The organism is Streptomyces albus subsp. chlorinus (genome assembly GCF_013302895.1).
Taxonomy (GTDB): domain Bacteria; phylum Actinomycetota; class Actinomycetes; order Streptomycetales; family Streptomycetaceae; genus Streptomyces; species Streptomyces chlorinus.
In genome coordinates this window covers 5,849,325-5,871,206 of record NZ_VJOK01000001.1, presented here as the reverse complement: position 1 = coordinate 5,871,206, position 21,882 = coordinate 5,849,325, and the positions used below count along the sequence as shown (strand labels likewise).

The window sequence follows — 21,882 nt, the reverse complement described above, 5'->3', positions numbered from 1 at the left end:
CGTTCCGCCCCGGGGTGTTCTGGACCGGGGTGCCACGGGCCGGGGTATCGCAACCCATGAGGCCCCGACCCGGTGCGTCCTGGTCCGAGGTGTCCTGGCCCCGGTTCCCGTCAGCCGGCATGTGCGTCCTTTCTCGGGGGGTGTGCTGCCGTGGTCCGGGGGGCCGCCGTGGTGCGGGCGTGCCCGTCGTCGCCGTGGCAGCGGGACTTGGCCTCGCACAGCAGCCGGGCGACGGTGTGGTGGAGGGCGAAGTCCGCGACGCGTCCCTGGGCGAACCGCCGGTAGGTGTCGTGCAGGAAGGCGGCCAGCGCGTCGTCGCGGAACGTGCGGTGGGCCTCCACGGCGCCGGTGAGGATCAGTTGGGCGTGGTCGTCGCGGTCGCTGACCGGGTAGTGGGCCGTCGCGGTGCCCTGGGTGAAGCGGAGGGTGAAGCTGCGCTGCCGCACCGGTGAGGTGAGGTCGGAGACGATCTCGGTGCGCACGCCGTTCTGGTGGCGCAGGGTGAGCGCCGCGCTGCCCATACGGGGGACGACGGTGCTGTCGCAGACCATGTCGCCGCAGTGCGCCGTCACCAGTTCGGCGGGTCCGGCCAGGTCCAGGACGACGCCGAGCGCGTGCGGCACCTCCACGTCGAACGCCGTGGGGTGTCCGTGGGTGGCCAGTGTGCGGCTGAAGCGGGGCTTGTGCTGGACGACGTCGATGGCGAGCAGCGTGCCGAGCCGCCGGCCGGCCACCAGGTGCCGCAGCTGCCGGGTGAGTCCGGCGGCGAGCCAGTGGGCGACCACCGTCAGATCGAGCCCGTGGGCCTCCCGCAGGCGCACGACGGCGTCGAGCTGGTCCACGTCGCCCGCGAGGGGTTTCTCCACCAGGACGCGGGTGAAACCCAGTTCGGCCAGTTCGGTGAGGACTCCGGTCCGGGTGGAGGGCGGGGTGCACAGGTGGACGACCGTGTCCCGCGGCTCCGTGAGCGACGCCGCGGCCTTCAGTGACGTGGTGACGGTGACACCGGTGAGGCCGCGGGCCGCCTCGGGGCGGGGGTCGCAGGCGAGCGGCGGCCAGGTGAGCGGCGGGGCACCGTCGCGCGGAGCACCGTCGCCCGGGGCGCCATCACGCGCGGCACCGTCACGCCGGGCGCCGTCACGCGCGGCGCCGTGGCGGGTGTGGAGGGTGTGGAGGGTGGTGAGGGCCTTGAGGTGCAGGCCGGCTCCGGAGCGGCCTAAACCGACGATGAGGGGGCGCATTGTCCTCCGCCAGACGGCATGGGTGACCCAGGCACCGGGAACGGGGGGGCACCGGTGGTCCGATGCCCCTGGCTCCTTGCAGGTGTAACGGGGTCGAAAGGTCGCGTCAGACTGTGACCGCCGGTATGAAGAGCGGTCAAGTCAGATCGGTGAAGTCATACCGGCACGAGTGAACGTGGGGGCGCCGGTGGTTGCCGCCGATGCGCCGGGGTATGCCTCGCATCGCTTGCAATCCGCCGTTCGCGTCAAGTTTTTTGGGGTGGCAGTGTCTTTCGGAGGAATCTCCGAAGTCACGGGGCGGCCTTCGGGTCCACGCAGCGATCCGGAAGCCGTCCCGTTCTTCTCCCAGGCAGCGACCTTCAAGGTGCTGTGGCCTCTCATCGAAGAGCGCGTCAATGAAGTGTTCGCGGCAGGGAAGTTCTCGCACGGCCGTCAGGTGGCGGCGTGGGAGCAGGAGTTGGCCGCCTGTACGGGCGCCCGGTTCGCCGTCGGGGTGAACAGCGGCACGGACGCGCTCATGCTGTTGTTACGCGCCTGCGGCCTCCAGCGCGGGGAGGGGGTGCTGGTGCCGGCCTACTCGTTCGTGGCCACCGCCTCGGCGGTCGTCCTGGCGGGCGGGCGCCCGGAGTTCGTGGACATCGACCCCGTCACGTACGCCATGGACGCGGCCTGCCTGGAGTCCGCCGTCACCCACGCGAGCCGCTTCGTGCTGCCCGCGCACCTGTTCCATCAGATGGCCGACATGGCCGCCCTCGGCGCGGTCGCCTCGCGGTGCGGGCTGACGCTGGTGGAGGACAGCGCCGAGGGGATCGGGATGCGGCAGAACGGACGGCACGCCGGTCTGCACGGCAAGGGCGGCGTCCTCTCCTTCTTCCCCAGCAAGACCCTGGGGGCGCTCGGTGACGCGGGCGCGGTGCTCACCGACGATCCCGAAGTGGCGGGAATAATCCGCGCGTTGCGGCACCACGGCCGCCTCGGGCCGACCCTCGGTGACTTCTCCGCCATCTCCACGGAGACCGACGTCCCGGGCTTCAACAGCAAGATGGACGACATCCAGGCGGCGGTCCTCTCCGCGAAGCTGACCCGCCTGGACGCCGACATCGAGCGCCGGGCCGAACTGGCCGCCGCGTACACCGAGCGGCTGCGCGGCGTCCCCGGAATCACCCGTCTCCCCCGGGTCGTGCCGCGCCCGACCGACGCCGGGGTGTCGACGGCGGTCTTCTACGTCTACCTGATCGAGGCCGACGACCGCGACCGGCTGGTGGAGCACCTGACCGGGCGCGGCGTGGGCACGGAGGTGTACTACCCGACGCCGCTGCACCTCCAGCCGTGCTTCGCCGATCTCGGGCACACGCGGGGCGACTTCCCGCGTGCCGAGGCCGCCAGCGCACGCGCCCTCGCCCTGCCGCTCTACCCGGACCTGGAGCCGCACCAGGTGGACCTGGTCTGCGACGCCATCCGCGAGTTCTACACGGGAAAGCCGACGTGACAGCACAGCAACCCCTGTCCTTCTTCCAGCCGGACGTGTTCGACGACGACCGCGCGGCCATGCTGGAGATCATCCGCGACGTCGGCACGGCACCCGAACAGCGTTTCATCCTGGGCGAGTACACCCGTGCGCTGGAGGAGGAGCTGGCCCGGTCGCTGGGCGCCGCCGACGTGGTCGCCTGCGGCAGCGGCACCTCCGGACTGGTGCTGGCGCTCACAGCGCTGGGCGTCGGGCCCGGCGACGAGGTGGTGGTGCCGGCGTTCGGCTGCGCACCGCTGGCGGCCTCGGTCGTGCACCTGGGGGCCAGACCGGTGTTCGCCGACATCGATCCGTGGACCATGGTCGCGGACCCGGCGGACGCGGCACGGCGCGTCACCCCGCGCACCAAGGCCCTCATGCCCGCGCACATGTTCTCCGTGATGGCGGACATGCCCGCCTTCACCGCACTGGCCCGGGAACACGGGGTGCGGCTGATGGAGGACTCGGCCGTCGCGCAGGGCGGGGTGCTGCGCGGGAAGGCGGCCGGGCTGTGGGGAGAGGCGGGCGTGTACTCCTTCGTCCAGGTCAAGACGTTCGGGATGCCCGGTGAGGGCGGCGTGGTGGTGACGCGGGACGCGGAGATCGGGCGCCGGGTGCGGATGCTGCGCAACCACGGGCAGGACGGCCGGCGCCGGTTCGTGCACCACATGATCGGCCACAACAGCAGGTTCGACGAGATCCAGGCCGCGTTCCAGCTGCGCCGGCTCCCCGGGCTGGCCGGGCGGCTGGAGCGGCGCGCCGCCATCGCCGCGTACTACACCGAGCGGTTCGCACCCCTGGTGGAGCGGGGCGTGGTGCCGCCGCCGCGCGGCCGGGAGGGCCGCTGCTTCTACGTCTACACGCTGCTGGCCGACCAGCGGGACGCGCTGCGCGGCTATCTGTCGGAGCGCGGCGTGGGCACGCATGTGTACTACCCGCTGCCGCTGCCGAGGCAGTCCGCGTTCGCGCCCTTCACCGAGCCCGGCGGACGCTGGCCGCACGCGGAACGGGCGAGCAAGCGCATCCTCTCGCTGCCGGTCCACCCCCATCTGACGGACGCACAGGTCGAGTTCGTCGCCGACACGGTCTGCGACTTCGCCCGGCGCGGCGCCGGAACGCCCGGCCGACGGCTCTGAGCGGCGGACCGCCGTTCCGAGGAGCCGGAACGGCGGTTCCGGGAGGCCCGGGGTCGAAACGGCGCCGGAGCGCAGGGGTGATGGGGCACAGGGGCCACCGGGCCGGCGACAGGCCGGCCCACTGCCGGGCCCACCGCCGTACCGCCGTCGCGCCCATACCACCCCGTACCACCGCGGCACCCGCCCCCGCCTCACCAGCACACGCCCTCAAGGAGCACACGCCCCTCAAGTACCGGCACCGGCCGACCCCGTACGGCCCGTACCGAGCACCGGACCGAGCCCCGACCGACCACCGACGACCGACCACCGACCAGAAACCCGCCGGCCCGTACCGGCCGCAACCCAAGGAGAGCGGAGCGATGACCACGCACGTCCAGTCCGGGTCCCTTCCGGCCACCGGGCCGCGCCCGGAGAGCAAGGCGCGCAGTTTCGCGCGGCTCGGCAAGCTCGATGTCTACGACTACTACCCCAGCATCGCGGTGGCGCTCTCGGCGGCGCTGCTGCCCCTGTCCCGGTTCGGCGCGGCGGCGGTCTGGACGCTGGCGCTGTTCCTCGTGGGCGAGGTGCTGGTGGTGATGGCGATGGTCGCCCTGGACGACGTCACGGGCTACCGGGACGGCAGTGACGCCGCCAACTACGGGCCGAACGACCCACTGCGCAGAAAGCTGCGCAAACCGCTGATCGCCGGAACGCTGTCGATGCGGGAGGCGCTCGCCTTCGCCTGGATCACCGCGGCGGGCGGTGCCGCGCTGTGGTCGGCCGCCGTCGTGGTCGCCCCGCACCGCCCCGGCTGGACGCTGGCGCTGGTGCCGGTGCTGTTCGTGACGGCGCTCCAGTACTCGTACGGCGTCAAGATCAGCTATCGCGGCTTCCAGGAGGTCTTCCTGGTCGCGCTGGGTGTCGCCCTGGTGCTGGCGCCCTACGGGCTGGCCGCGGGCCGCTTCTCGGGGTTCGTGCTGATCCTGGGGGTGCTGTTCGGGTTCGGGCCGCTGATGTTCGGCGTCTACTCCAACACCAACGACATCCCCGGGGACCGGGCGGTGGGACGGCCCACGGTGGCCTGTCTGGTCTCCGCGCGGGGCAACGCCGTCTTCATCGGGGCGCTGTCCGCCGCGGAGTTCCTGGTCGGCGCCGCGGGCAGTGCGACCGGGGTGGCGCCGTGGTGGTTCGTGGCGCTGATGCTGCCGGTGACCGCGTTGCGGGCCCGCCAGTACCTCACCGGGTTCGGCGGGGGCGGCGGATTCGGCGGGGGCGACATCATGCGCGCCCGCAGGCAGGGCTTCGTGGTGCACCGGGTCAGCACCGTACTGCTGATCTGCGCGGGGCTGCTGCACGGCGCGGAGGCGGCCGCGTGAGCGGGGCGGCGTGTGACCTGGACGCCGTGGTGGTCGGCGCGGGCGTGGCCGGTCTGACGGCCGCGCACGAACTGCGCCGGGCCGGGCTCCAGGTGCGGGTGTTCGAGCGGCGGGCGGAGGTGGGCGGCCGGATGCACAGCTTCCGGCACGCCGGCTACACCGTGGACGAGGGAGCCGAGCAGATTCCCCGGCACGGCTACCGGGCCACCTGGGAGCTGCTGCGCCGGCTGGGGGTGCGGGACGAGGACGTGCCGTCCATCGGCGCGTCCATCGGTGTGTGGCGCGCGGGCCGCGCCCGTCCCGGTGTGGCGTCGCGGTCCGCGCCGCTGACCGGTCCCGGGCTGTCCCCGCGCGCCCGCCTCGACCTGCTCCGGTTCACGGCGTGGGCCGGGCGCCGCCGCCGTGCCTTCGACGGCGACCGGCCCGAGCGGACCCCGGTGGGCGCGGCGACGGTACGGGAGTTCGCCCACCGCTACCATCCGGACCTGCACGACTACCTGTTCCAGCCGGTCGCCGGGAACTTCTTCGGCTGGAGCACCGAACGCGCGGCCGCCGCCCCACTGTTGAGTCTGCTGCTGTCGGTGGGCACCACGGAGAGCTGGGGCACCTACCGCGACGGCATGGACCTGCTGGCCCGAAGGCTGGCCAAGGACCTGGACGTGGTCACCGGCGCCGAGGTGCACGAGGTCGTCACCGAGCCGGAGTCGGCGCGGGTACGGCTGGCCGACGGCGAGGTGCGGGCGCGGGCGGTGGTGCTGTGCGTTCCGGCTCCCGAGGCGCTGCGGCTGCACGCCAACGCCCCCGAGGACGAGCTGCCGTTCCTGTCGTCGTGCACCTTCACGCCGGTGCTGAAGGTCAGTTGCCTGCTGGACAGGCCGCTGGCTCCGCCGTCCCGCAGGCCGGTGTACGTCCTGCTGACTCCGGCGGTGGAGGAGAGCGTGCTCTCGGGCATCGTCGTCGACCACGCCAAGCATCCCGGCAGGGCGCCGGCGGGCAAGGGGCTGCTGAGCCTGATGGCGGCCCCGGCGCGCGTCCCCGAGCTGCTCCGCGCGCCGGACGAGGAGGTGGCCGCCCGTCTGGTGGCCGCCGCCCGCCGGTACGTCCCCGGGCTGCGGAAGGCGTGCACGGACACCTTCGTGCACGCCTTCCCGCACGGCCTGCCGGAGGCCACTCCGCGCGCCCTGCACCACCGCCGGGCGTTCGCGCACCGTGCCGTGCGGCCGGTGGAGTACGCCGGTGACTGGATCACGCTGCGGCCCGCCAGTGAGGGCGCCGTCCGGGCGGGGGCGCTGGCCGCCTCCCGCGTGCTGTCCCGCTTCGGCCGGAAGGAGACCCGGTGAAACCGCACGACATGGGGGTGCTGTTCGAGGAGTGCGCCGCGCGGAGGGTGCGTACCCGCGTCCACCTCGACCGGCCCTTCGACATCGCCTCGGAAAGCGCCACCAGCTACACCGTTCCGGAACTCGCCGCACTGGTGCGGCGGGCGGCCGGGTGGTTCGCCGCCGCCGGGGCGGGGCCCTCGGACCGGGTGGCGGTCGTCAAGCCGAACCACTGGGACTACGACGTGCTCGCCTGCGCGGCCGTCCGTATCGGTGCCGTACCGGCGCAGCTGTCCGCCCAGTTGCCCCGCCAGTGGCTGCTCACGCTGCTGCGGCGGCTGTCACCGGCGCTGCTGGTCACCACCCGCCAGGTGTGGGAGGAGCTGGGTGCCGCGGACGCCCTGGAGGCGGCACCGGTCACGCTGCTGCTGGACGGCCGTGCCCCGGACGCCGACGGCCGTGCCCCGGGCGTCCTGGGCCTGGACGACGTGGCGGACGCACCGGCGCCGCCCCCGTACCGCCGGCACGACGACGAGCCGCTGGTCGTCAACCACACCTCCGGCACCACCGGGGTGCCGAAACTGGTCGCGCACTCGACGCGCACCCTCGTCGGGAAGCTGGCCAGGTTCGAGACGGTGCGCTACCCGCGCATCGGTGTGCGGCGCGACGACACGCTGGTCAACGCCAGCTCCTACGCGCACGGGAGGACGTTCTGCTGGACGGCGAGCGCGCTGTGCCTGGACCCGGCCGAGATCGCCATCGTCACCGGCCAGGATCCCGACCTGGCCGACCCGGTGCTGCGGGCGCACCCGCCCACGGTCATGGAGGCGCTTCCGGCGTCGTACGTGCGCTTCGAACCGCTGACCCGGCGGCTGGACAACCCCTTCCGCCGGGTGCGGCTGTTCATCAGCACCTATGACGCCGTGCACCCGCCGACCGTGCGCGCCTATCTGCGGGCGAGCGCGCGGCGCTCCCCGCTGTGGATGCAGGGCTGGGGCCAGACGGAGACGGGGCCGCTCACCTTCCGTTTCCACACCCGGCGGTCCGCCGCGGACGACGCCGTGGCGGGCGGCAGCCGCGACGTGGGGCGGCCGGTGCCGGGCAAGACGCGGCTGCGGGTGGTCGATCCGGACACCTTCCGGCCCCTGCCGCGCGGGCAGGCGGGGCTCGTCCTGGCGCGGACGGCGGCACTTGCCGCGGGGTACGTCGGGGAGAGCGACCGCTGGGCGGCCAAGCAGCTCGGCGCCTGGTGGAACACCGGTGACCTCGGGCTGCGGCGCGGGGACGGCACGGTGGAGCTGCTCGACCGCGAGGTGGACCGCACTCCCCTGCTGAGCTGCCTGCGCGCGGAGGACCTGCTGGAGGACCGGCTGCCCCAGATCGCGGAGTGCGTGCTGCTGAACCCGCCAGGGCGCCCGCCGCTGCCGGTCGTCGTCACGCAGGACGGCGTGCTGGACCGGGCCGCCTGGGACCTGGCCGTGCGGGACCTGCCGCCGCTGGGCGAGCCGGTGGCGCTCACCTGGGACGAGGTGCCGCGCACCGGTACGGGAAAGGTGAGGCGCACGGCGCTGCTGCGGCAGCTCACCGGCAGCGCACGGACGGCCGGCTCCGGCCGGTGGACGTAAGGAGACACACCCTCATGGGCAAGGCACCCTCGCACACCCCCTTGCAGACGCCCCCGCGCGCACCCGCACAGACGCCCCCGCAGACACCCGGTTACGCGTTCGGTACCGCTTCCGGTGCCGAGGCCGGGGCCGCGCACCGGAGCGAGCAGTACCGCTGGCTGGCGGCGGCCTACGACGCCGCGACGTTCGACCGCCTGGCCTCAGCCGGTGTCGGGCCGGGCTGGCGGTGCCTGGAGATCGGGGCCGGGGGCGGTACCGTGGCGCACTGGCTCGCCGAGCGCGCCGCCCCGGGCGGCCATGTCACCGCCACCGACCTTGCGCCCCAGCACATCGCCCCGCGCCCGGGGCTGACGACACTCACCCACGATGTGTCGCGGGACCCGCTCCCGGAGGCCGCCTACGACCTGATCGTGGCCCGCCTCGTCCTCCAGCACGTGCCGGACAGGGTCGAGGTGCTGGCCAAGCTGGTGCGGGCGCTGGCGCCCGGCGGGCTGCTCCACATCGAGGAGTTCGACACCTCCTACGAGCCGCCGCTGCTCACCCCGGACGAGGAGTCGGCGCGGGACTACGAGGCGTTCCTCGCCGCCAAGTGCGCCGTCTTCCGTGCCGCCGGAGGCGACCCGCACTGGGGCCGGCAGGTGCCGTCGGCGCTGCGCCACGCGGGGCTGACGGACATCGACGTACGCCCCCGCATCGAGCTGCGCACCGCCGACTCGCCGGGCCTGCGGCTCCAGCTGAACCACACCTACCAGCTGGAGGAGCGGCTGCTGGCCGAGGGGCTGACGCCGCGACAGCTCTCGCGGGTGCGGGACCTCATGCGCGATCCGTCGTTCCGTGCCGCCTCCAGTGTGCTCTACACCGTGCAGGGGCGGCGTCCGGGGCGGGGGGCCGCCGCGTGACCTCCAGCCCGCCGCGGGTCCGCCCGCTCCCGCAGGCCGCGCACCAGGTGGCCGCGCGCCTCCTCGCGCTCGTCGACGAGCCTGGCACGGCCGGCGTGCCGTACCGCATCGACTGGGCGGATCCGGTGGACCTGCCCCTGGCGGACGAGCGGTCCGTGCAGGCCGCCTGCGGCCTGATGGAGGTGCACGGCCGGGCCGCCGGGCGGCCCACCCCACTGGCCGTGGACTACGCCGCCACGGTGGCGGGCGTGCTCGCCGCGCAGGGCGTCTGCGCCGTGCTGCTGGGACGGCTCGCCGGCGGCGACCCGGCGCGGGTGCGCACCTCGGTGAGCCGTGCTGCGCTCTTCAGCGTCACGCAGTACCTGGCGGCGGCCACGGCCACCGGGGACGGCACGGAACAGGAGTGCGGACGGAAGCGCCGCTCCGCCGAGCACGGGGGCCACCGCGCGTTCGTGACCGCCGACGGTGTGGCCTTCGAGCTGGAAGCGCTCGACGCCGAACGCTGGCTGGGCTTCTGGCAGCGGCTCGGCGCCTCCCGCACCGCACTGCGCGACGGCTGGACCCCGTTCCAGCAGCGCTTCGCGACCGCCACCTGCCCGCTGCCCCAAGAACTCCACCGGCTCGTGGGCGGGTTGCCGTACGCGACGATCAGTGCCGCGGCGGCCCGGTCCGGCGCGGACGTGCTGCCCGTACGCCAGGATCCGGCACCCGGGGAGACGCCCCGGCCGTGGACGCTCGGTCCGGTGGGAGGCGGGACCGCGGGGCCGGGGCACGGCACCGCGTGGGCGGGGCCCGGCGGCAAACACGCCGGAGGCGGCGCCACTTGGGCCAAAGGCGGGATCACTCGGGCCGGGGACGGGATCGCCCGGGCCGGGGGCGGGCCGGCCGGTGCCGGTCCGCTTCCGCTCGCCGGGGTGCGGGTCGTGGAGTCGACGCGGCGGGTGCAGGGGCCGCTGGCCGGGCACGTGCTGCGGCTGCTGGGTGCCGAGGTCGTCCGCGTCGAGCCGCCGGGCGGCGACCCGATGCGGGGCATGCCGCCGCTGGCGGGGGCGTGTTCGGCCCGGTTCCGGGCGCTCAACGACGGCAAGACCGTCGTCGAGGCGGACATCACGACGGCGGCGGGGCGGCGCACCGTCCGCGAACTGACCGGTGACGCGGACGTGTTCCTGCACAACTGGGCGCCGGGGAAGGCCGCGCGGTTCCGCCTGGACGCCGAGGACCTGTGCGCCGGCCGGCCACGCCTGGTCCACGCGTGGGCCTCGGGCTGGGGCGACCTGCTGGGGCCCGCGCCGCCCGTGGGCACGGACTTCCTCGTGCAGGCGCACAGCGGGCTGGCCGCCGCCGTCCGGCCCGCCCACGAGACGCCGGTCCCCTCGCTGATGACGCTGACCGACGTGCTGGGCGGTCTGGTCTGCGCCCAGGCGGTGCTGGCCGCGCTGCTGGTGCGGGCCCGGACCGGCCGGGCCGTGCGGGTGGACTCCTCGCTGCTGTCCGCAGCCTCGGTGGTTCCCCGGCCCCGCACACGCGCCCACTGGGGTCCGTGGGACCGCCCCCTCGCCACCGCCGACGGCCATCTGTGGCTGGCGGACGCGGCGCGCCGGCTGCCGGACCGGGTCGCCGACGTGATCGGCGCGGACGCGGCCACGTGTGCGGACGCCCTCGCCACCCGGATGAGCGAGGCGACGACCGCGGAGTGGACGGCGCGGTTCGCCCGGGCCGGGCTGACGGCGGTACCCGTGTGCACCGACCTCGCCCGGCTGGCCACCGACCCGCGTTTCGAGGCCGCCGTGGAGCGCGGCGGGGCCGACCCCGGCGCCGCACCGGGAACGGCGGACCGGAATCCGGCCGGTCCCGGCACCGTAAACCCCGAAAGGCCAGGCCCCAGCACGGCGGCCTCCAGCACGGCGGCCCCCGGGGCGGCAGCCCCCGGGGCGGCCGAGCGCGGCAGCGGCAGCCCCGGCTCGAACGGATACGTCCGGCCCGTCACCCCCTGGGAGTTCCTGTGACCCGTACTCGTGTTCCGCACACCTCACACGCCCCGCGCACCGCACACCGCGCCTGGACCTCGAACGCGGGCGTCCGCGTCCCCGATCTCGTCCCGGAGGCGCTGCGCCGCGGCTGGGTCCGGGACGGCCACTGCCCGGGCCAGGACGTGTACGCCCTCTTCTCCGCGCGGGTGCGCGCCCACCCGCGCCGGGCGGCGGTGATCGATCCGGCGGGCACGGTGGACTACGCCGCCCTCGACGGCATGGTCCGCCGCTTCGCGGCCCGGCTCGCGGCGCACGGACTGGGCGAGGGCGACATCATCGCCGTACGGCTGCCCAACGGGCGGACGGCGGTGGCCGCCGAACTCGCCGTCGCGGCCGTCGGCGCGGTGGCGCTCCCCTACCCGCCGGGACCCGGCCACCGGGGACCGGCCGGGCTGCTGGCCCGCTCCCGGGCGCGGGCGCTGATCGTGGCCCGCGCCGAGGACGCGGTGCCCAGGGCCCGGCTGCCCCACCTGGAGACGGTCTTCACCTGCGACGACATGTCAGGGGCCGTGCCAGGGGCCGAGCCGGGGGCGGTCGCCGGGGCGGGGAGCGGCACGGTGCACTCCCTCACGGCACCGCTCCGGGTGGCGCCCTTCCGGCCCCGTTCCCTCGATCCGGAGGCACCGGTGCGCATCCTCGTCTCCTCCGGTTCCGAGGCCGAGCCGAAGATGGTCGCCTACTCCCACAACGCGATGGCGGGCGGCCGGGCCCGCTACGTCCGGGCCCTGCACGACGGGGACGGTCCGATGCGCAGCCTCGTGCTGGTCTCGCTGGCCTCCTCCTTCGGCTCGCTCGGCTCCTACGTCACCGTGGCCGCGCTGGGCGGCACGCTGCTGCTCCAGGACGCCTTCGACCCGGCCGCCGCCCTCCGCGCGCTGGTCGCGCACCGCCCCACCCATGTCTTCGGCGTGCCGGCCATGCTGCGCCGTCTCGCGGACCGCCCGCCGCTGCCGGGCGAGGACTTCACCGGGCTGCGGGCGCTGGTCTCCAGCGGGGCGGCCCTCCCCCGGACGACGGCCGAGGCGTGCCGCGCCCGCTTCGGACGCCCCGTCCGCACCGTCTACGGTTCCTCGGACGGCGTGAACTGCCATACGACGGCGGGCGACGGCACCTGCGCGGGCCGCCCCGATCCGAGGGTCGCGGACATCCGCATCGCGGACCCCGCCGCCCCCGACCGCGTCCTTCCGGCCGGGCAGACGGGCGAGATCCTCGCCCGGGGCCCGATGACCCCGCTCTCCTACGTCGCCGCCCCCGACCTGGACGCCCGCTACCGCACCCGGGACGGCTGGGTGCGCACCGGCGACCTCGGCCGGCTCGACGCGCACGGCCGCCTGCACGTCCTCGGACGTCTCAAGCAGATCGTCGTACGCGGCGGTTACAACATCTCCCCCGCCGAGGTCGAACGCGAACTGGGCACCCACCCGTCGGTGGCCGAGGCCGCCTGTGTCGGCGTCCCCGACCCCGACCTGGGCGAACGCCTCTGCGCCTGCGTCCGCCGGTCCCCGGGCGCCCCGCCGCTCACCCTGGAGGATCTCACCGCCTACCTGGAGACCGCCCGCGGCCTGGAGCGCCGCAAACTCCCCGAACACCTGCTCCAGGTCCCGCGGATGCCGCTGGGCCCGACGGGCAAGGTGTGCCGCACGACGCTGGCGGGGTGGGCGGCCCGGTCCGTCCGTGAGGGACGGGAGGGACTGTCCTACAGCCCCTTGGACGCGTAGTCGTAGCGGTCGTTGTAGCGGACGTACGCCATCTTGCCGTCGAAGTACTCGAACGGGTCGGGCCGGTACTTCTTCTGGTCCTTGAGGAAGTAGTTGCGGTCCTCGCAGCCACCGCGCGCCCAGAAGGACGAGACCTTGTTCTTCCAGTAGTTGGTGAACTTGAACTTTTTGCAGTGCGCGGCCGTGGTGCTCCACTTGGCCATGGCACCGCGCCAGTTGCTGTGCTCCCACACGCAGTACCAGCCGCTCGGGCACGACGCCCGGGTCGCGGACATCAGCACCCGGACCTTGCCGCCCTCGTACGCGACCTCGTTGTCGCTGACCTTCTTGCCGTTCGGCACCTCCGCCATGTAGGCGGCGACCTTGGCATCGCTGGGCGCGGCCTGCGCCGGCAGGGTGGTCAGCCCGCCGACGACCATGGCACCCGCGCCGAACGCGATGCCGGCCTTGTGCATGACCTTCATCAGATGTGTCCTCCCGTTTCCGCGCCGATTCCTCGGCACGCCCCACACGCTACGGAGCGCGGGGACGGTGGACATCCAGCACAGGTTGATTTCCGCGTCCACCCGACGCGGTAGCCCCCGGGGCACCTGTCCCCCGGGGGCTACCGCTGTGGTTGACGAGCCCGCTCCACGTCAGCGCCTGAGCGCGCCCCCCTTGAGGGCCGACACGAACGCATCCCACCCTGCGGTCGGGAACGTGAGCACGGGACCGTGCGGGTCCTTGCTGTCGCGGACAGGGACGACGACATCGAAGTCGTCCGAGACCTCGACACACTCGCCACCGTCCTGATTGCTGTAGCTGCTCTTGCGCCACGTCGCGCGGGGCACGGCTACCGGAGTGTCGGAGACCTCGACACACTGGCCGCCGTCGGAGTTGCTGTAACTGCTCTTGCGCCAGGCGAGAATGCTCGGGTCGGGAGAACGCATGACACGTCCTTTCCGCAGTCAGGCGTCGAGTTGGCCTTCCCTCAGGGCCGCCACGAAAGTGGCCCACCGGGTTGACGGGAACGTGAGCACGGGACCGTGCGGGTCCTTGCTGTCGCGGACGGGGACGACGGTGGCGAAGTCGTCGGAGACCTCCAAGCACTGGCCCCCGTCAGTGTTGCTGTAGCTGCTCTTGCGCCAGGTGATGCCGCTCAGGTCGAGGGGTCGCACGGTACTTCCTCCAAAACACGCAGTAGGGCCTTCCGCGACTCACTAGGACTCAAGGCCCTGTCGCGCAGGGCATCGTACTTGAGCTGCAAGCGATCAACGGCTGTCGTTTCTTCGACCAGTTCACCGCGATGGTCGTTCTCGACGTACCCCACAGTACGACCATCCACCAAGCGCAGGAACATCACGTCCACGTTCGTCAGGCCGTGAAATCCGGAGCTGAACGGCAACACGTGGAGGGTCACATTGCCTCGGTCGGCGGACTGGCACAGGTCTTCTAGCTGTGCCCGCCACTCGTCCCGGTCCTGTAGAGGAGTACGAAGTACTGCTTCCGAGAGGATGGTGCGGAATGGCGGCGCGTCGTCGCCCTCCAACAAGGAGCGCCGACTCATGCGTGCCTCCACCTGCTGCTCCAGCTCTTCGCCCTTGAAGCCACCCGCAACCAGCGCCTCCCGCGCGTAGCCCCGGGTCTGCAAGAGACCAGGCAGCAAACTCACCGCGAAGTGCCACAAGCTGGTGGCCTGCGCCTCCAGCGCCATGTAGCGGCGGTAGCGCTCACGGAACTGGGTCTGGTCGTTGATGGCCAGCTCCCACAGGGCCAGCAGCAGGCCGGGGGTGCCGTAGTAGGTGTCGAGGGCGGCGACGACCTCGGGCCCTCCCAGGGTCTCGCCCTTCTCCATCTTCCCGAAGAGGGACCAGTCCCAGCCGAGTCTCTCTCCGAGCTGGCGCAGGCTGTCGCCGCGCCGGGCTCGCAACGCGCGCAACTCCTCGGCGAACCGCGCTCGCGGCTCGCGGCTGCGGCCGGTGACCGCTCGTCTCGTCGGCATGGTGCCTCCGTGGAAGGTGTGGAACGTGTGCGGGCCTGCGAAGAACCACACCGGGCTGCTTCGGGCGCACGGCCGCACCGGGGCGCATTCTCGTAATACCCCAGTCACGCACGGTAGTTCACGCATGTGGCCCGGGTCAGCGAAACGGCAGAACGAACAGCGCGGAACGACCCGCGCAGGAGGCCCCCATGACACAGCACCACCCCCACGACCCGAGCCGCTTCTCGTCGTCCGACGGACTGCGGGAGTGGACGGAGGGCCGGACCCCGGCGGGCGCCGCGAAGGTCCGGGAGGCGGTCGAGGCCCGGGACGCCCTCGCCGACGCCCTCACCCGCGCGGGCATCCAGCTCCCCGCGATGGACGTCCGCACGCCGTGGCGGGACGCGGTGGAGGGTGCAGACGCGGACAGGGACGGGGAGGGAGCCGGGAACGGTCAGGGCGGCGACGCCGAGGCCGACGCCGCGAGGGCGACGCGGTACGCGCTCATCCACCTCGGCGTGTGCTCCGCGCCCGTGGCGTTCGCGCTGGCCGCCGTGATCGCGCGGGGCGCGGGCCGGTGACAGGTGGCGGTACGGTGCCCGCCGGTCCCACGGTGGGCTCCGCCGTACGCGATCCCGCCCGGGGCCGGGTGGGGCTCGTTGTCGGCCGGGACGGCTCACTGCTCCGGCTCCGCCCACTGGGCGGTGGCCCCGAGTGGGACGCCGAGCAGGGGGACGTCCAGCTGCTCACCCACGCCGAGCTGCTGAGCGCGCGGGTCGCGGAGGTGAACGCCCGCAGTTGGACGGGCGCGGAGGTCAGCGGATCGGGACCGGCCGCCTTCCAGGCGCGCCCACGACGCCGCACGTAGACGCCACACGTAGACACCGCCTGGCGTGATCGGACCCCGAGAAGAGGGGGGTTCGCCGCCCCGTCGCACTCCCCCGCACTCTTTCACACCCCCATCGCGCCCGTCGCGCCCGTCGCGCCCCGAGCCGATGTCCGGTTCGACGTGGGCGCGCGGCTCCGCCCCTGCGGCCGTGGCGTGGAGGGGCGGAGACGCGGAGGTGGGGCCGCAGGGCTGCGCTACCGGCTCAGGCGGCTTCGGCCGCGAACCCGCCCGCGGCCTTGTCGGCGGCCCTGTCGGCGCCCTTGAGGCCGAAGATGTCGACCGCGTGGTAGTACGTCCACGCGGTCGAGTCGCAGGCGGTTCTGGTCGCGCCCGAGTAGCGGCTGCACACCCGCTTGAGGTCTTCGTAGAGGGCGGAGTCGAGGCGCGCCTTGTTCGCCTCGAAGGCGCCCATCGCCTTGTAGTTGCGGTACCCGAAGTCGTGGCGGGCGCAGGCCGTCTGGAAGGGGAAGCCGAACGGGTTGTCGGGTGAGGAGCTGCAGTAGTCCGTGGACCAGTCGAAGCCGTAGGCCGACCACTGGCCCTGGTTCTGGCGGGCGGAGTACCAGGCCTGGTAACTCGTGACGCTGGTCTGCGTCCATGAGCTGAGGACCTGGAGCTTGTCGGCGGGCGCCGCCGAGGCCGCGTGCGCGGGGACCAGGGCGGCGGGGAGCGCCAGTGCTGCGGCGGCGAGCGGTGCGGCGAGCGGGAGGGCATGGCGACGACGCATGGGGGCCTCCGGGTGGGGGGACCGTGATGCCCGGCGGGATTCGCGGGCCGCTCCCAGCTTGACGGCCCCCCATGTCGTTGAACAGCTCACGACAATTGCGATTCGAGGACGACTTCGCCACGCCACCGGCCCGCCATGGGGCGGCAGTTGGGTCGTAACCGGTGGCGTCCGAGGTGACTCGCGCGGCCCGCGCACCCAGCTGGCGTGCTCGGCCACGCGCACGGCCCACGCGTACGGCCCACGCGTACGGCCCACGCCGGAGAGGGGCTCCCTCCCCTGGACGGGGCTCCGCTCCCCGGATGGGGTTCCGCGACGGAGAGGAGGCTCGGGGGCCGCTACGGCGTGGCCCGGCTACGGGGTGGCCGGTCGCCCAGGGGTCACCAGATGTCCGGGGTCGGTATCGCCTGGGTGAAGTCGCCGGCACGCAGCGCCCGGGTGGGGATGGACCAGTGCATCCAGCCGCCGTCGCCGCCGATGGACCACTCGTGCTTGTCGGAGAGCTGGAGCAGGTGGTGGTAGCTTTCGGCCTCCTCACCGTCGGGCAGCAAGGGAGCGCTCCCCGTGGGGAAGACCGGCCGGCCGAAGGCCAGATCCTCGCTGCGCGGCTCGCCGGGGACGGACAGCCCGTTGTGCAACTCGTACGTGAACGCCTGCACGGCGTCGTGGTCGGCCCCGAGACCGAGGCCGAGCGTGTCCCACGCGTCGTCGAAGAGGTCGGGGAGCACGAACCCGGGCTCGGCCTGCCAGGCGACGGGGGCGAAGACACTGGCCCCGGTGGGCGGCCCGGTCTCGACGGCGAGGCGGGAACGGGCCGCGACGACACATCCCGCCTCAGGGGCGCGGACGCCCAGCTCGCGCACCACGTCCCAGGCCGCGGGGTCGCTCTGCTCCGACTCCGTGTCGAGGTGGAAGAAGTTGAGCAGGCCGGTGCCGGGCGGGAGGAGGCCGTCGAGCCAGGGCGGCAGGGCGTCGGTGTCGAGGACCGCGAGCAGACTCATCGGGAGCCCCTCGCAGGTCGGCCACGGCACGCCGGGCTCCAGCAGCGGGTCGCCGCCGAAGCGGCTGTGGCCGGCGGCCTGGTCGGGCGCGGCCGGGGTGAGGGCGAAACCGGGCCGGGCCAGGCCCGCGACACGCTCGGCGAGGCCGGGGCCGAGGTGCTCCGCGCAGAAGTCGCGCAGCGCGGTCAGTGACGTTCTCGGGTCCATGCCCGGCAGTCAAGCATCCGCCACCGACAGGCAGCCGGGAGCCGGGCCCTCCCCGGGACCGTCCCCCCCGGGGCGCGTCCCCCGGGCCGTGTCGCGGGGTGCGCCCCCCGGGCCCTCTCCCGGGGCGCACCCCCCGGGCCGGCACCGGGCCGGCACCTCGCGCCGCAGGACCGCCAGCGGCGTCCGAGAGACCGCTCCCCTCCCCGCTACTGGCCCACCCTCCCATCAACGCACTCGCGCAGCAGATCGGCGTGCCCGCAGTGGCGGGCGTACTCGTCGATCCTGTGCACCAGCAGTTCCCGGATCGCGAACCCGTCCTCGCCCACGCGCTCACCCAGGTCCGCGTACGCGGCCAGCGCGGCGTCCGTCGCGGCCTGCTCGCGCTCCAGGTCGGCGAACGCGGCCTCCACCACGGCCGGATCGGCAACGGCTCCGTGGAAGTCCGCGTCCTTCTCGCCGTACAGCTTCGGGAGCGGGTCGCCGTCGGTGATCCAGTTGCGCCAGTCGCGCTCCACCTCGGCTAGGTGCCGGACCAGCCCGAGCAGCGACATCGTCGACGGCGGAACCGACCGCCGGGCCAGTTGCTCCGCGTCCAGTCCCTCGCACTTCATCCGCACGGTCAGGCGATGGTCCGTCAGCACGTCGTGCAGCGTGGCCCGCTCGCCCTCCGGACTGTCCCCGTTCTTGTTGCGGGGGTCGTCGTCCGGATCGGCCCACATGTCGGGGTAGACGGTCGCGGGGGTCCAGCGCGCGGGAAGCTCACTCATGCGTCGCATCATCGTCCTCGGCGGCCCTCGTCGGCCACCGGGTTTTCCCACCGGGGCGCCGCGGTGACACGCACGTACGGGCACCAGCCGGAGAGACCCGCCGCTCGTGCGGCGGAAGACATCCAGTGACGAGCGGGGCGACTCGTACGCGACCGGGCCCCCGATCTCCGGTCGGAGATCGGGGGCCCGGCGCCGGTCAGCCACGGCCAGCCATCAACTGTCGGCTGCCAATTGTCGACTGCCTGCTGTCAGCTGTCAGCTGTCAGCTGTCAGCTGAGCTTCCATGCGAAGCCGTCGCCCTTGCCGCACGGCTGGATGTTCAGCCGCGCGTCGACGGGCTTGTTACGGCGCACCACCGCGAGACACTGGTTGTTGCTCGCGTAATTGTGGATCCGGAATGTCTTCTTCCCCCGCCGCTCCAGCCACCACAGCTGGTTGTCAGCCGTGGTGCCGTCGCAGGGGTACTCCGAGACCCGCGTACCGCGCGGCTGGCCGCGGAAGTTCGGCAGATCCATGCACAACCGGTCCTTGCGGTTCCTGATCTGGAAGAGGTCGGTGGACCGGGGACCCTTGTTCTTGTAGCTCACCTCGAAGTCCCAGATCTGGTTGTCCCGGCTCGTGTCGGCGCAGTGGAACTGGTTCACCGGCCCGTCCGGCCGGCCCTTCCCGTAGTTCGGAATGTCCGCGCACAGATTCGAGGCGACATTCCTGAGAAGAACGTGCTTCTGGTTCGCGTAGTTGTGCGCAGCAGCTGCGCGAAGCATCACCCGCTTCTTCCTCTTCGGGTGCTTCTTCTCGCCTTTCTGCTTCTTGTGCCCCTGCTCGACCGACACGCTCTTCGCAGGCGCCTTCTCCTCCCCTCCCCCGTCCTCCTTCTGCCGCTTCTTCTTCTTCTTCTTCTGCTGCTGCTTTTTGTCCTTCTGCTTGCCGTCCTTCTTCCCGTCCCCCGCCTCCGGCGACTTGGGAGCGTAAGCCCCCGGCCGGACCTTCTCCTCGTCCAGCTGGAGAGTCCGGCCGGAACTGCCCTTGGACGCCGCCGCCGGCTCGGTCTTGTCGTGCTTCTGGGCACCCATGACCAGGAACGGCACCGCGATCAGCAGCGCGCCTCCCAAACCGGCCGCGGCGAGCAGCGCCTTGGTCGGGCGGCCGGACGGAGGCTCGTTCCCGTCCGCGCCCGTGTCCCCCCGGGTGGCGCCGGGCGGGCTGCCGCCCACAGCGGCGGTCAGGGACCCCACGGCCGCGCCGCCGTTCTCGTCCGCCTTCTTCGCCCCGGGCACCGACGCCCGGGAGGAGGCGTCGTCGGCTTCCGAGTCGGCCGAGGAAGTGCCGGCCGCTGGACTACCGGTGGCGGAAGTACCGGTGGCGGAAGTACCGGTTTGTGACGTGTCGGTTCGTGTCGTGCCGGTCTGCGACGTGTCGGTCGCTGAGGTGCCGGTCCGGGAAGCGCCAGGAGCGGAAGCACCGGTCCGGGAAGCGTCGTCGGGGTCGGACATGTCGGAAGCGTCCTCGGAGGAGGACGCGCTCGACACGGGCCGGGACGACGTCGCCACGACCGCCGGCGGCTCGTCGGCGCGTGCGCCACCGTGTGCGGAGGAGTCCGGCTCCTCCGCACGTCGCGCGGCCTCGTCACCGGCCGACCGCGGACGCAGCGAGTCGGACCCCGGCTGCGGCGCGGTCGTGCCGGGTATCGTGACGGCGCGGCGCACCTGGGGCGCCCTCGCCTGTTTCTTGTCCTCTTGCGGCATCAAGTCTCCGTTTCGTTGGGCCAGGTCAGTCGGAGGGCGGGCGGCCCACAGCCCACCCCGGGGGTCCCGCGCCGAGCCGCTGCCAGCCGGGCCCGCCCGGCTCCACGGGGCAAGCGCGCAGTGACGTCTCCAGCCGGTCGAGCACCGCCCGGTCATCGGCGTCGAGTTCCGCGCCGCCGTGGCGGACCGGGGCGTCCGGCCCGGCGACGGGCACCTCGCGCAGCAGGATCAGCGGCGCGCCGCCCTCCTCGCGCACACCCAGCACCCGCAGCAGGGTGCCCGGCGGGAACACGACCTCTTCCCCGGTCTGCGCGCCACCGGGCCGACCGGTGAGCTGGCGCACGCGGCGCCCGGTCACCGACCACACGACGTACTGCGCGCCACCCGGCCTCGATGCGCCCGCGCCGAGAAGCAGCGCGGGCACCGGAGCGGGATCACACACCAGTACGCCGGGTTCCAGAACGCCGGGGCCAGGCAGTCCCCCGCCCGGCCCGTCGGTACCGCCGGCACCCCGGAACGCGATCCCGCGGTACGAGGGCATACGGCGCAACCCGGAGGCCACACAGGCGCCGTACGGCACCATCCGCTGCTCCCCCTCGCGCAGCCCCCGCGCCAGCGCCTCCTGGCTCAGCGGGCCCTCGGAAGTGTGCAGATAGGCGTGGAGCGCGATCAGGTCCGCGCGGACGGCCTCCTGCTCCTCCCCACGCAGCGCGGGCATCCGCGTCAGCAGGCGCGCCACGGCCGTGCCGTGCCGGTCCCACGCACCGCCGGCCAACGCCCGAAAGCCCTCCCGCTCGGCCTCCGTACTGACATGCCCGGGGCGGAGCGGCACCGGCGGCAGCGGACCGGGCCGCGTCACGGGGCGACGCGGCCCGGAGCCTCCCTCCGGGCCGGCCGGCCCCCACGCGAGAGGCGCTCCCTCCGGGGCGGGAGGCTTCGCTGAAGCCAGTGGCTTTGCTGGGGCGGGTGGCGTCGGGGACGGCCCCTCGGCGGCGGGCGGTTTCGCTGGGGCGGGTGGCGTCGGGGACGACCCCTCCGCGGTGGGCGGTTTCGCTGGGGCAGGCGGCTTCGCTGAAGCCGGCGGTTCCGCTGAAGTGGATGGCGTCGCGGGGGCGGAGGGGTTCGCTGTAGCGGAAGGGTTCAGCGCGGTGGTCGGACGCGACGCGGCGGCCGGGCGCGGCGCAGCACCCTGCCCCGACGTAGCAGTCGGACGCGGCGCGGCGGTCGGGCGTGGCGCGGCAGTCGGACGCGGCGCAGGAGCCGGGCTCGACGTATCGGCCGGACCCGGCGCGGCGGTCGTACTCGACGCAGGGGCCGGACCCGACGCTGGGGCCGGGGTGATCCGCCGCGCCGAAGCGGCGGGGCTTCTCGGCGCGGAAGGCTCGGGTGAAGCGGGAGGCTTCCCCGGATCTGGTGACTTCCTCTCAGCGGGCGGGTTTTCGGTGTCCTTGGCCCCGGCCGGGACGGCTGGACCCACCCGGACAGCGGACTGTCCTGACCCCTCGGGCCGCCCCTGAACAGGCGAGGGCTCAGGCCGAGCAACGGCACGCGCCGGAGCGGCAGGTCGTGCCGGTTTCAGCGGATCGGCAGGGCCGGTGGACGCAGCGGGAGGCGAAGGGGCGGCGGACGTCCGGGGTGGGGTCCACGACAGCGCCGGATACTCCACCTCTCCGACCCCCTCGGGTACCGGGTCCTCCGCAGGCGGCACCGTCCCCTCCCTCGGGGACCCAGCAGGTGGTGAACCCTCCGACCGGGACCC

The 21,882-nt window shown here is 73.7% G+C and carries 20 protein-coding genes; 10 read left to right on the top strand and 10 right to left on the bottom strand.

Annotation, left to right across the window (positions count from 1 at the left end):
- Nucleotides 1-110 precede the first annotated feature (110 nt).
- A complete protein-coding gene (locus FM076_RS25500; RefSeq protein WP_173873252.1) occupies nt 111-1,241 on the bottom strand; it encodes a Gfo/Idh/MocA family protein in 1,131 nt (376 codons plus the stop codon).
- Nucleotides 1,242-1,500: 259 nt separating this feature from the next.
- On the opposite strand from FM076_RS25500, the gene FM076_RS25495 reads away from it, so the two are divergent.
- The 8 genes from FM076_RS25495 (at nt 1,501) to FM076_RS25460 (ending at nt 12,830) form a co-directional block, all read left to right on the top strand.
- The gene (locus FM076_RS25495) at nt 1,501-2,730 is read left to right on the top strand and encodes a DegT/DnrJ/EryC1/StrS family aminotransferase (protein ID WP_345945218.1); all 1,230 of its coding nucleotides are present in this window, start codon (nt 1,501-1,503) and stop codon (nt 2,728-2,730) included.
- Nucleotides 2,731-2,789: 59 nt separating this feature from the next.
- The gene (locus FM076_RS25490) at nt 2,790-3,884 is read left to right on the top strand and encodes a DegT/DnrJ/EryC1/StrS family aminotransferase (RefSeq protein ID WP_173874999.1); all 1,095 of its coding nucleotides are present in this window, start codon (nt 2,790-2,792) and stop codon (nt 3,882-3,884) included.
- Nucleotides 3,885-4,243: 359 nt separating this feature from the next.
- Nucleotides 4,244-5,239 (top strand): UbiA family prenyltransferase, encoded by a 996-nt coding sequence (locus FM076_RS25485; RefSeq protein WP_173873251.1) that lies wholly within the window; start codon nt 4,244-4,246, stop codon nt 5,237-5,239.
- Nucleotides 5,236-6,579, top strand: coding sequence for an FAD-dependent oxidoreductase (locus FM076_RS25480; RefSeq protein ID WP_173873250.1), 1,344 nt, complete (start codon nt 5,236-5,238; stop codon nt 6,577-6,579). The genes FM076_RS25485 and FM076_RS25480 overlap by 4 nt, the downstream gene beginning before the upstream one ends.
- Nucleotides 6,580-6,590: 11 nt before the next feature.
- Nucleotides 6,591-8,183 carry an AMP-binding protein gene (locus FM076_RS25475; RefSeq protein ID WP_173874998.1) on the top strand — a complete coding sequence of 531 codons (1,593 nt, stop codon included), beginning with the start codon at nt 6,591-6,593 and terminating at the stop codon, nt 8,181-8,183.
- Between the two features lie 14 nt (nt 8,184-8,197).
- Nucleotides 8,198-9,082 carry a class I SAM-dependent methyltransferase gene (locus FM076_RS25470; protein ID WP_173873249.1) on the top strand — a complete coding sequence of 295 codons (885 nt, stop codon included), beginning with the start codon at nt 8,198-8,200 and terminating at the stop codon, nt 9,080-9,082.
- Complete coding sequence (locus FM076_RS25465; RefSeq protein WP_173873248.1) at nt 9,079-11,088, top strand: CoA transferase; 2,010 nt, start codon at nt 9,079-9,081, stop codon at nt 11,086-11,088. Before FM076_RS25470 ends, FM076_RS25465 begins: the two co-directional genes overlap by 4 nt.
- Nucleotides 11,085-12,830, top strand: coding sequence for an AMP-binding protein (locus tag FM076_RS25460; RefSeq protein ID WP_173873247.1), 1,746 nt, complete (start codon nt 11,085-11,087; stop codon nt 12,828-12,830). Before FM076_RS25465 ends, FM076_RS25460 begins: the two co-directional genes overlap by 4 nt.
- Here FM076_RS25460 and FM076_RS25455 read toward each other — a convergent pair.
- The 4 genes from FM076_RS25455 to FM076_RS25440 form a co-directional block, all read right to left on the bottom strand.
- A complete protein-coding gene (locus FM076_RS25455) occupies nt 12,809-13,294 on the bottom strand; it encodes a peptidase inhibitor family I36 protein (RefSeq protein ID WP_173873246.1) in 486 nt (161 codons plus the stop codon). The genes FM076_RS25460 and FM076_RS25455 overlap by 22 nt on opposite strands.
- 171 nt (nt 13,295-13,465) lie before the next feature.
- A complete protein-coding gene (locus FM076_RS25450) occupies nt 13,466-13,759 on the bottom strand; it encodes a DUF397 domain-containing protein (protein ID WP_173873245.1) in 294 nt (97 codons plus the stop codon).
- An 18-nt stretch (nt 13,760-13,777) separates the two neighbouring features.
- A complete protein-coding gene (locus FM076_RS25445; RefSeq protein ID WP_173873244.1) occupies nt 13,778-13,987 on the bottom strand; it encodes a DUF397 domain-containing protein in 210 nt (69 codons plus the stop codon).
- Nucleotides 13,969-14,811: a helix-turn-helix domain-containing protein gene (locus tag FM076_RS25440; RefSeq protein ID WP_173873243.1), complete on the bottom strand. Its 843-nt coding sequence runs from the start codon at nt 14,809-14,811 to the stop codon at nt 13,969-13,971. Before FM076_RS25440 ends, FM076_RS25445 begins: the two co-directional genes overlap by 19 nt.
- A 188-nt stretch (nt 14,812-14,999) precedes the next feature.
- Here FM076_RS25440 and FM076_RS25435 point away from each other — a divergent pair, with 188 nt between their 5' ends.
- Entirely contained in the window at nt 15,000-15,371 is a 372-nt protein-coding gene (locus tag FM076_RS25435; protein WP_243274635.1) for a hypothetical protein, read from the top strand.
- 14 nt (nt 15,372-15,385) lie between these two features.
- Nucleotides 15,386-15,658 carry a hypothetical protein gene (locus FM076_RS25430; protein WP_173873242.1) on the top strand — a complete coding sequence of 91 codons (273 nt, stop codon included), beginning with the start codon at nt 15,386-15,388 and terminating at the stop codon, nt 15,656-15,658.
- Nucleotides 15,659-15,881: 223 nt separating this feature from the next.
- Here FM076_RS25430 and FM076_RS25425 read toward each other — a convergent pair whose 3' ends face one another.
- From FM076_RS25425 to FM076_RS25405, 5 genes are all read right to left on the bottom strand, one after another.
- Nucleotides 15,882-16,406 carry a phospholipase gene (locus FM076_RS25425; RefSeq protein WP_173873241.1) on the bottom strand — a complete coding sequence of 175 codons (525 nt, stop codon included), beginning with the start codon at nt 16,404-16,406 and terminating at the stop codon, nt 15,882-15,884.
- 377 nt (nt 16,407-16,783) lie between these two features.
- Nucleotides 16,784-17,611, bottom strand: a complete 828-nt coding sequence (locus FM076_RS25420; RefSeq protein WP_173873240.1) for a DUF1963 domain-containing protein — start codon at nt 17,609-17,611, stop codon at nt 16,784-16,786.
- A gap of 206 nt (nt 17,612-17,817) precedes the next feature.
- On the bottom strand, nt 17,818-18,378 hold the full coding sequence (locus tag FM076_RS25415; RefSeq protein WP_173873239.1) for a DUF664 domain-containing protein: 561 nt from the start codon (nt 18,376-18,378) through the stop codon (nt 17,818-17,820).
- 269 nt (nt 18,379-18,647) lie between these two features.
- The gene (locus tag FM076_RS35090) at nt 18,648-19,655 is read right to left on the bottom strand and encodes an RICIN domain-containing protein (RefSeq protein WP_173873238.1); all 1,008 of its coding nucleotides are present in this window, start codon (nt 19,653-19,655) and stop codon (nt 18,648-18,650) included.
- Nucleotides 19,656-20,148: 493 nt separating this feature from the next.
- Nucleotides 20,149-20,862, bottom strand: a complete 714-nt coding sequence (locus tag FM076_RS25405; protein WP_173873237.1) for a hypothetical protein — start codon at nt 20,860-20,862, stop codon at nt 20,149-20,151.
- Nucleotides 20,863-21,882 lie beyond the last annotated feature (1,020 nt).

What these genes read in the sequence shown, in the direction of transcription:
- FM076_RS25475 (WP_173874998.1), top strand. Translation starts at nt 6,591, where the DNA reads ATGGGGGTGCTGTTCGAGGAGTGCGCCGCGCGGAGGGTGCGTACCCGC.
- FM076_RS25500 (WP_173873252.1), bottom strand. Translation starts at nt 1,241, where the DNA reads ATGCGCCCCCTCATCGTCGGTTTAGGCCGCTCCGGAGCCGGCCTGCAC.
- FM076_RS25425 (WP_173873241.1), bottom strand. Translation starts at nt 16,406, where the DNA reads ATGCGTCGTCGCCATGCCCTCCCGCTCGCCGCACCGCTCGCCGCCGCA.
- FM076_RS25470 (WP_173873249.1), top strand. Translation starts at nt 8,198, where the DNA reads ATGGGCAAGGCACCCTCGCACACCCCCTTGCAGACGCCCCCGCGCGCA.
- FM076_RS25450 (WP_173873245.1), bottom strand. Translation starts at nt 13,759, where the DNA reads ATGCGTTCTCCCGACCCGAGCATTCTCGCCTGGCGCAAGAGCAGTTAC.
- FM076_RS25440 (WP_173873243.1), bottom strand. Translation starts at nt 14,811, where the DNA reads ATGCCGACGAGACGAGCGGTCACCGGCCGCAGCCGCGAGCCGCGAGCG.
- FM076_RS25455 (WP_173873246.1), bottom strand. Translation starts at nt 13,294, where the DNA reads ATGAAGGTCATGCACAAGGCCGGCATCGCGTTCGGCGCGGGTGCCATG.
- FM076_RS25485 (WP_173873251.1), top strand. Translation starts at nt 4,244, where the DNA reads ATGACCACGCACGTCCAGTCCGGGTCCCTTCCGGCCACCGGGCCGCGC.
- FM076_RS25435 (WP_243274635.1), top strand. Translation starts at nt 15,000, where the DNA reads ATGACACAGCACCACCCCCACGACCCGAGCCGCTTCTCGTCGTCCGAC.
- FM076_RS25420 (WP_173873240.1), bottom strand. Translation starts at nt 17,611, where the DNA reads ATGGACCCGAGAACGTCACTGACCGCGCTGCGCGACTTCTGCGCGGAG.
- FM076_RS25415 (WP_173873239.1), bottom strand. Translation starts at nt 18,378, where the DNA reads ATGAGTGAGCTTCCCGCGCGCTGGACCCCCGCGACCGTCTACCCCGAC.
- FM076_RS25490 (WP_173874999.1), top strand. Translation starts at nt 2,790, where the DNA reads ATGCTGGAGATCATCCGCGACGTCGGCACGGCACCCGAACAGCGTTTC.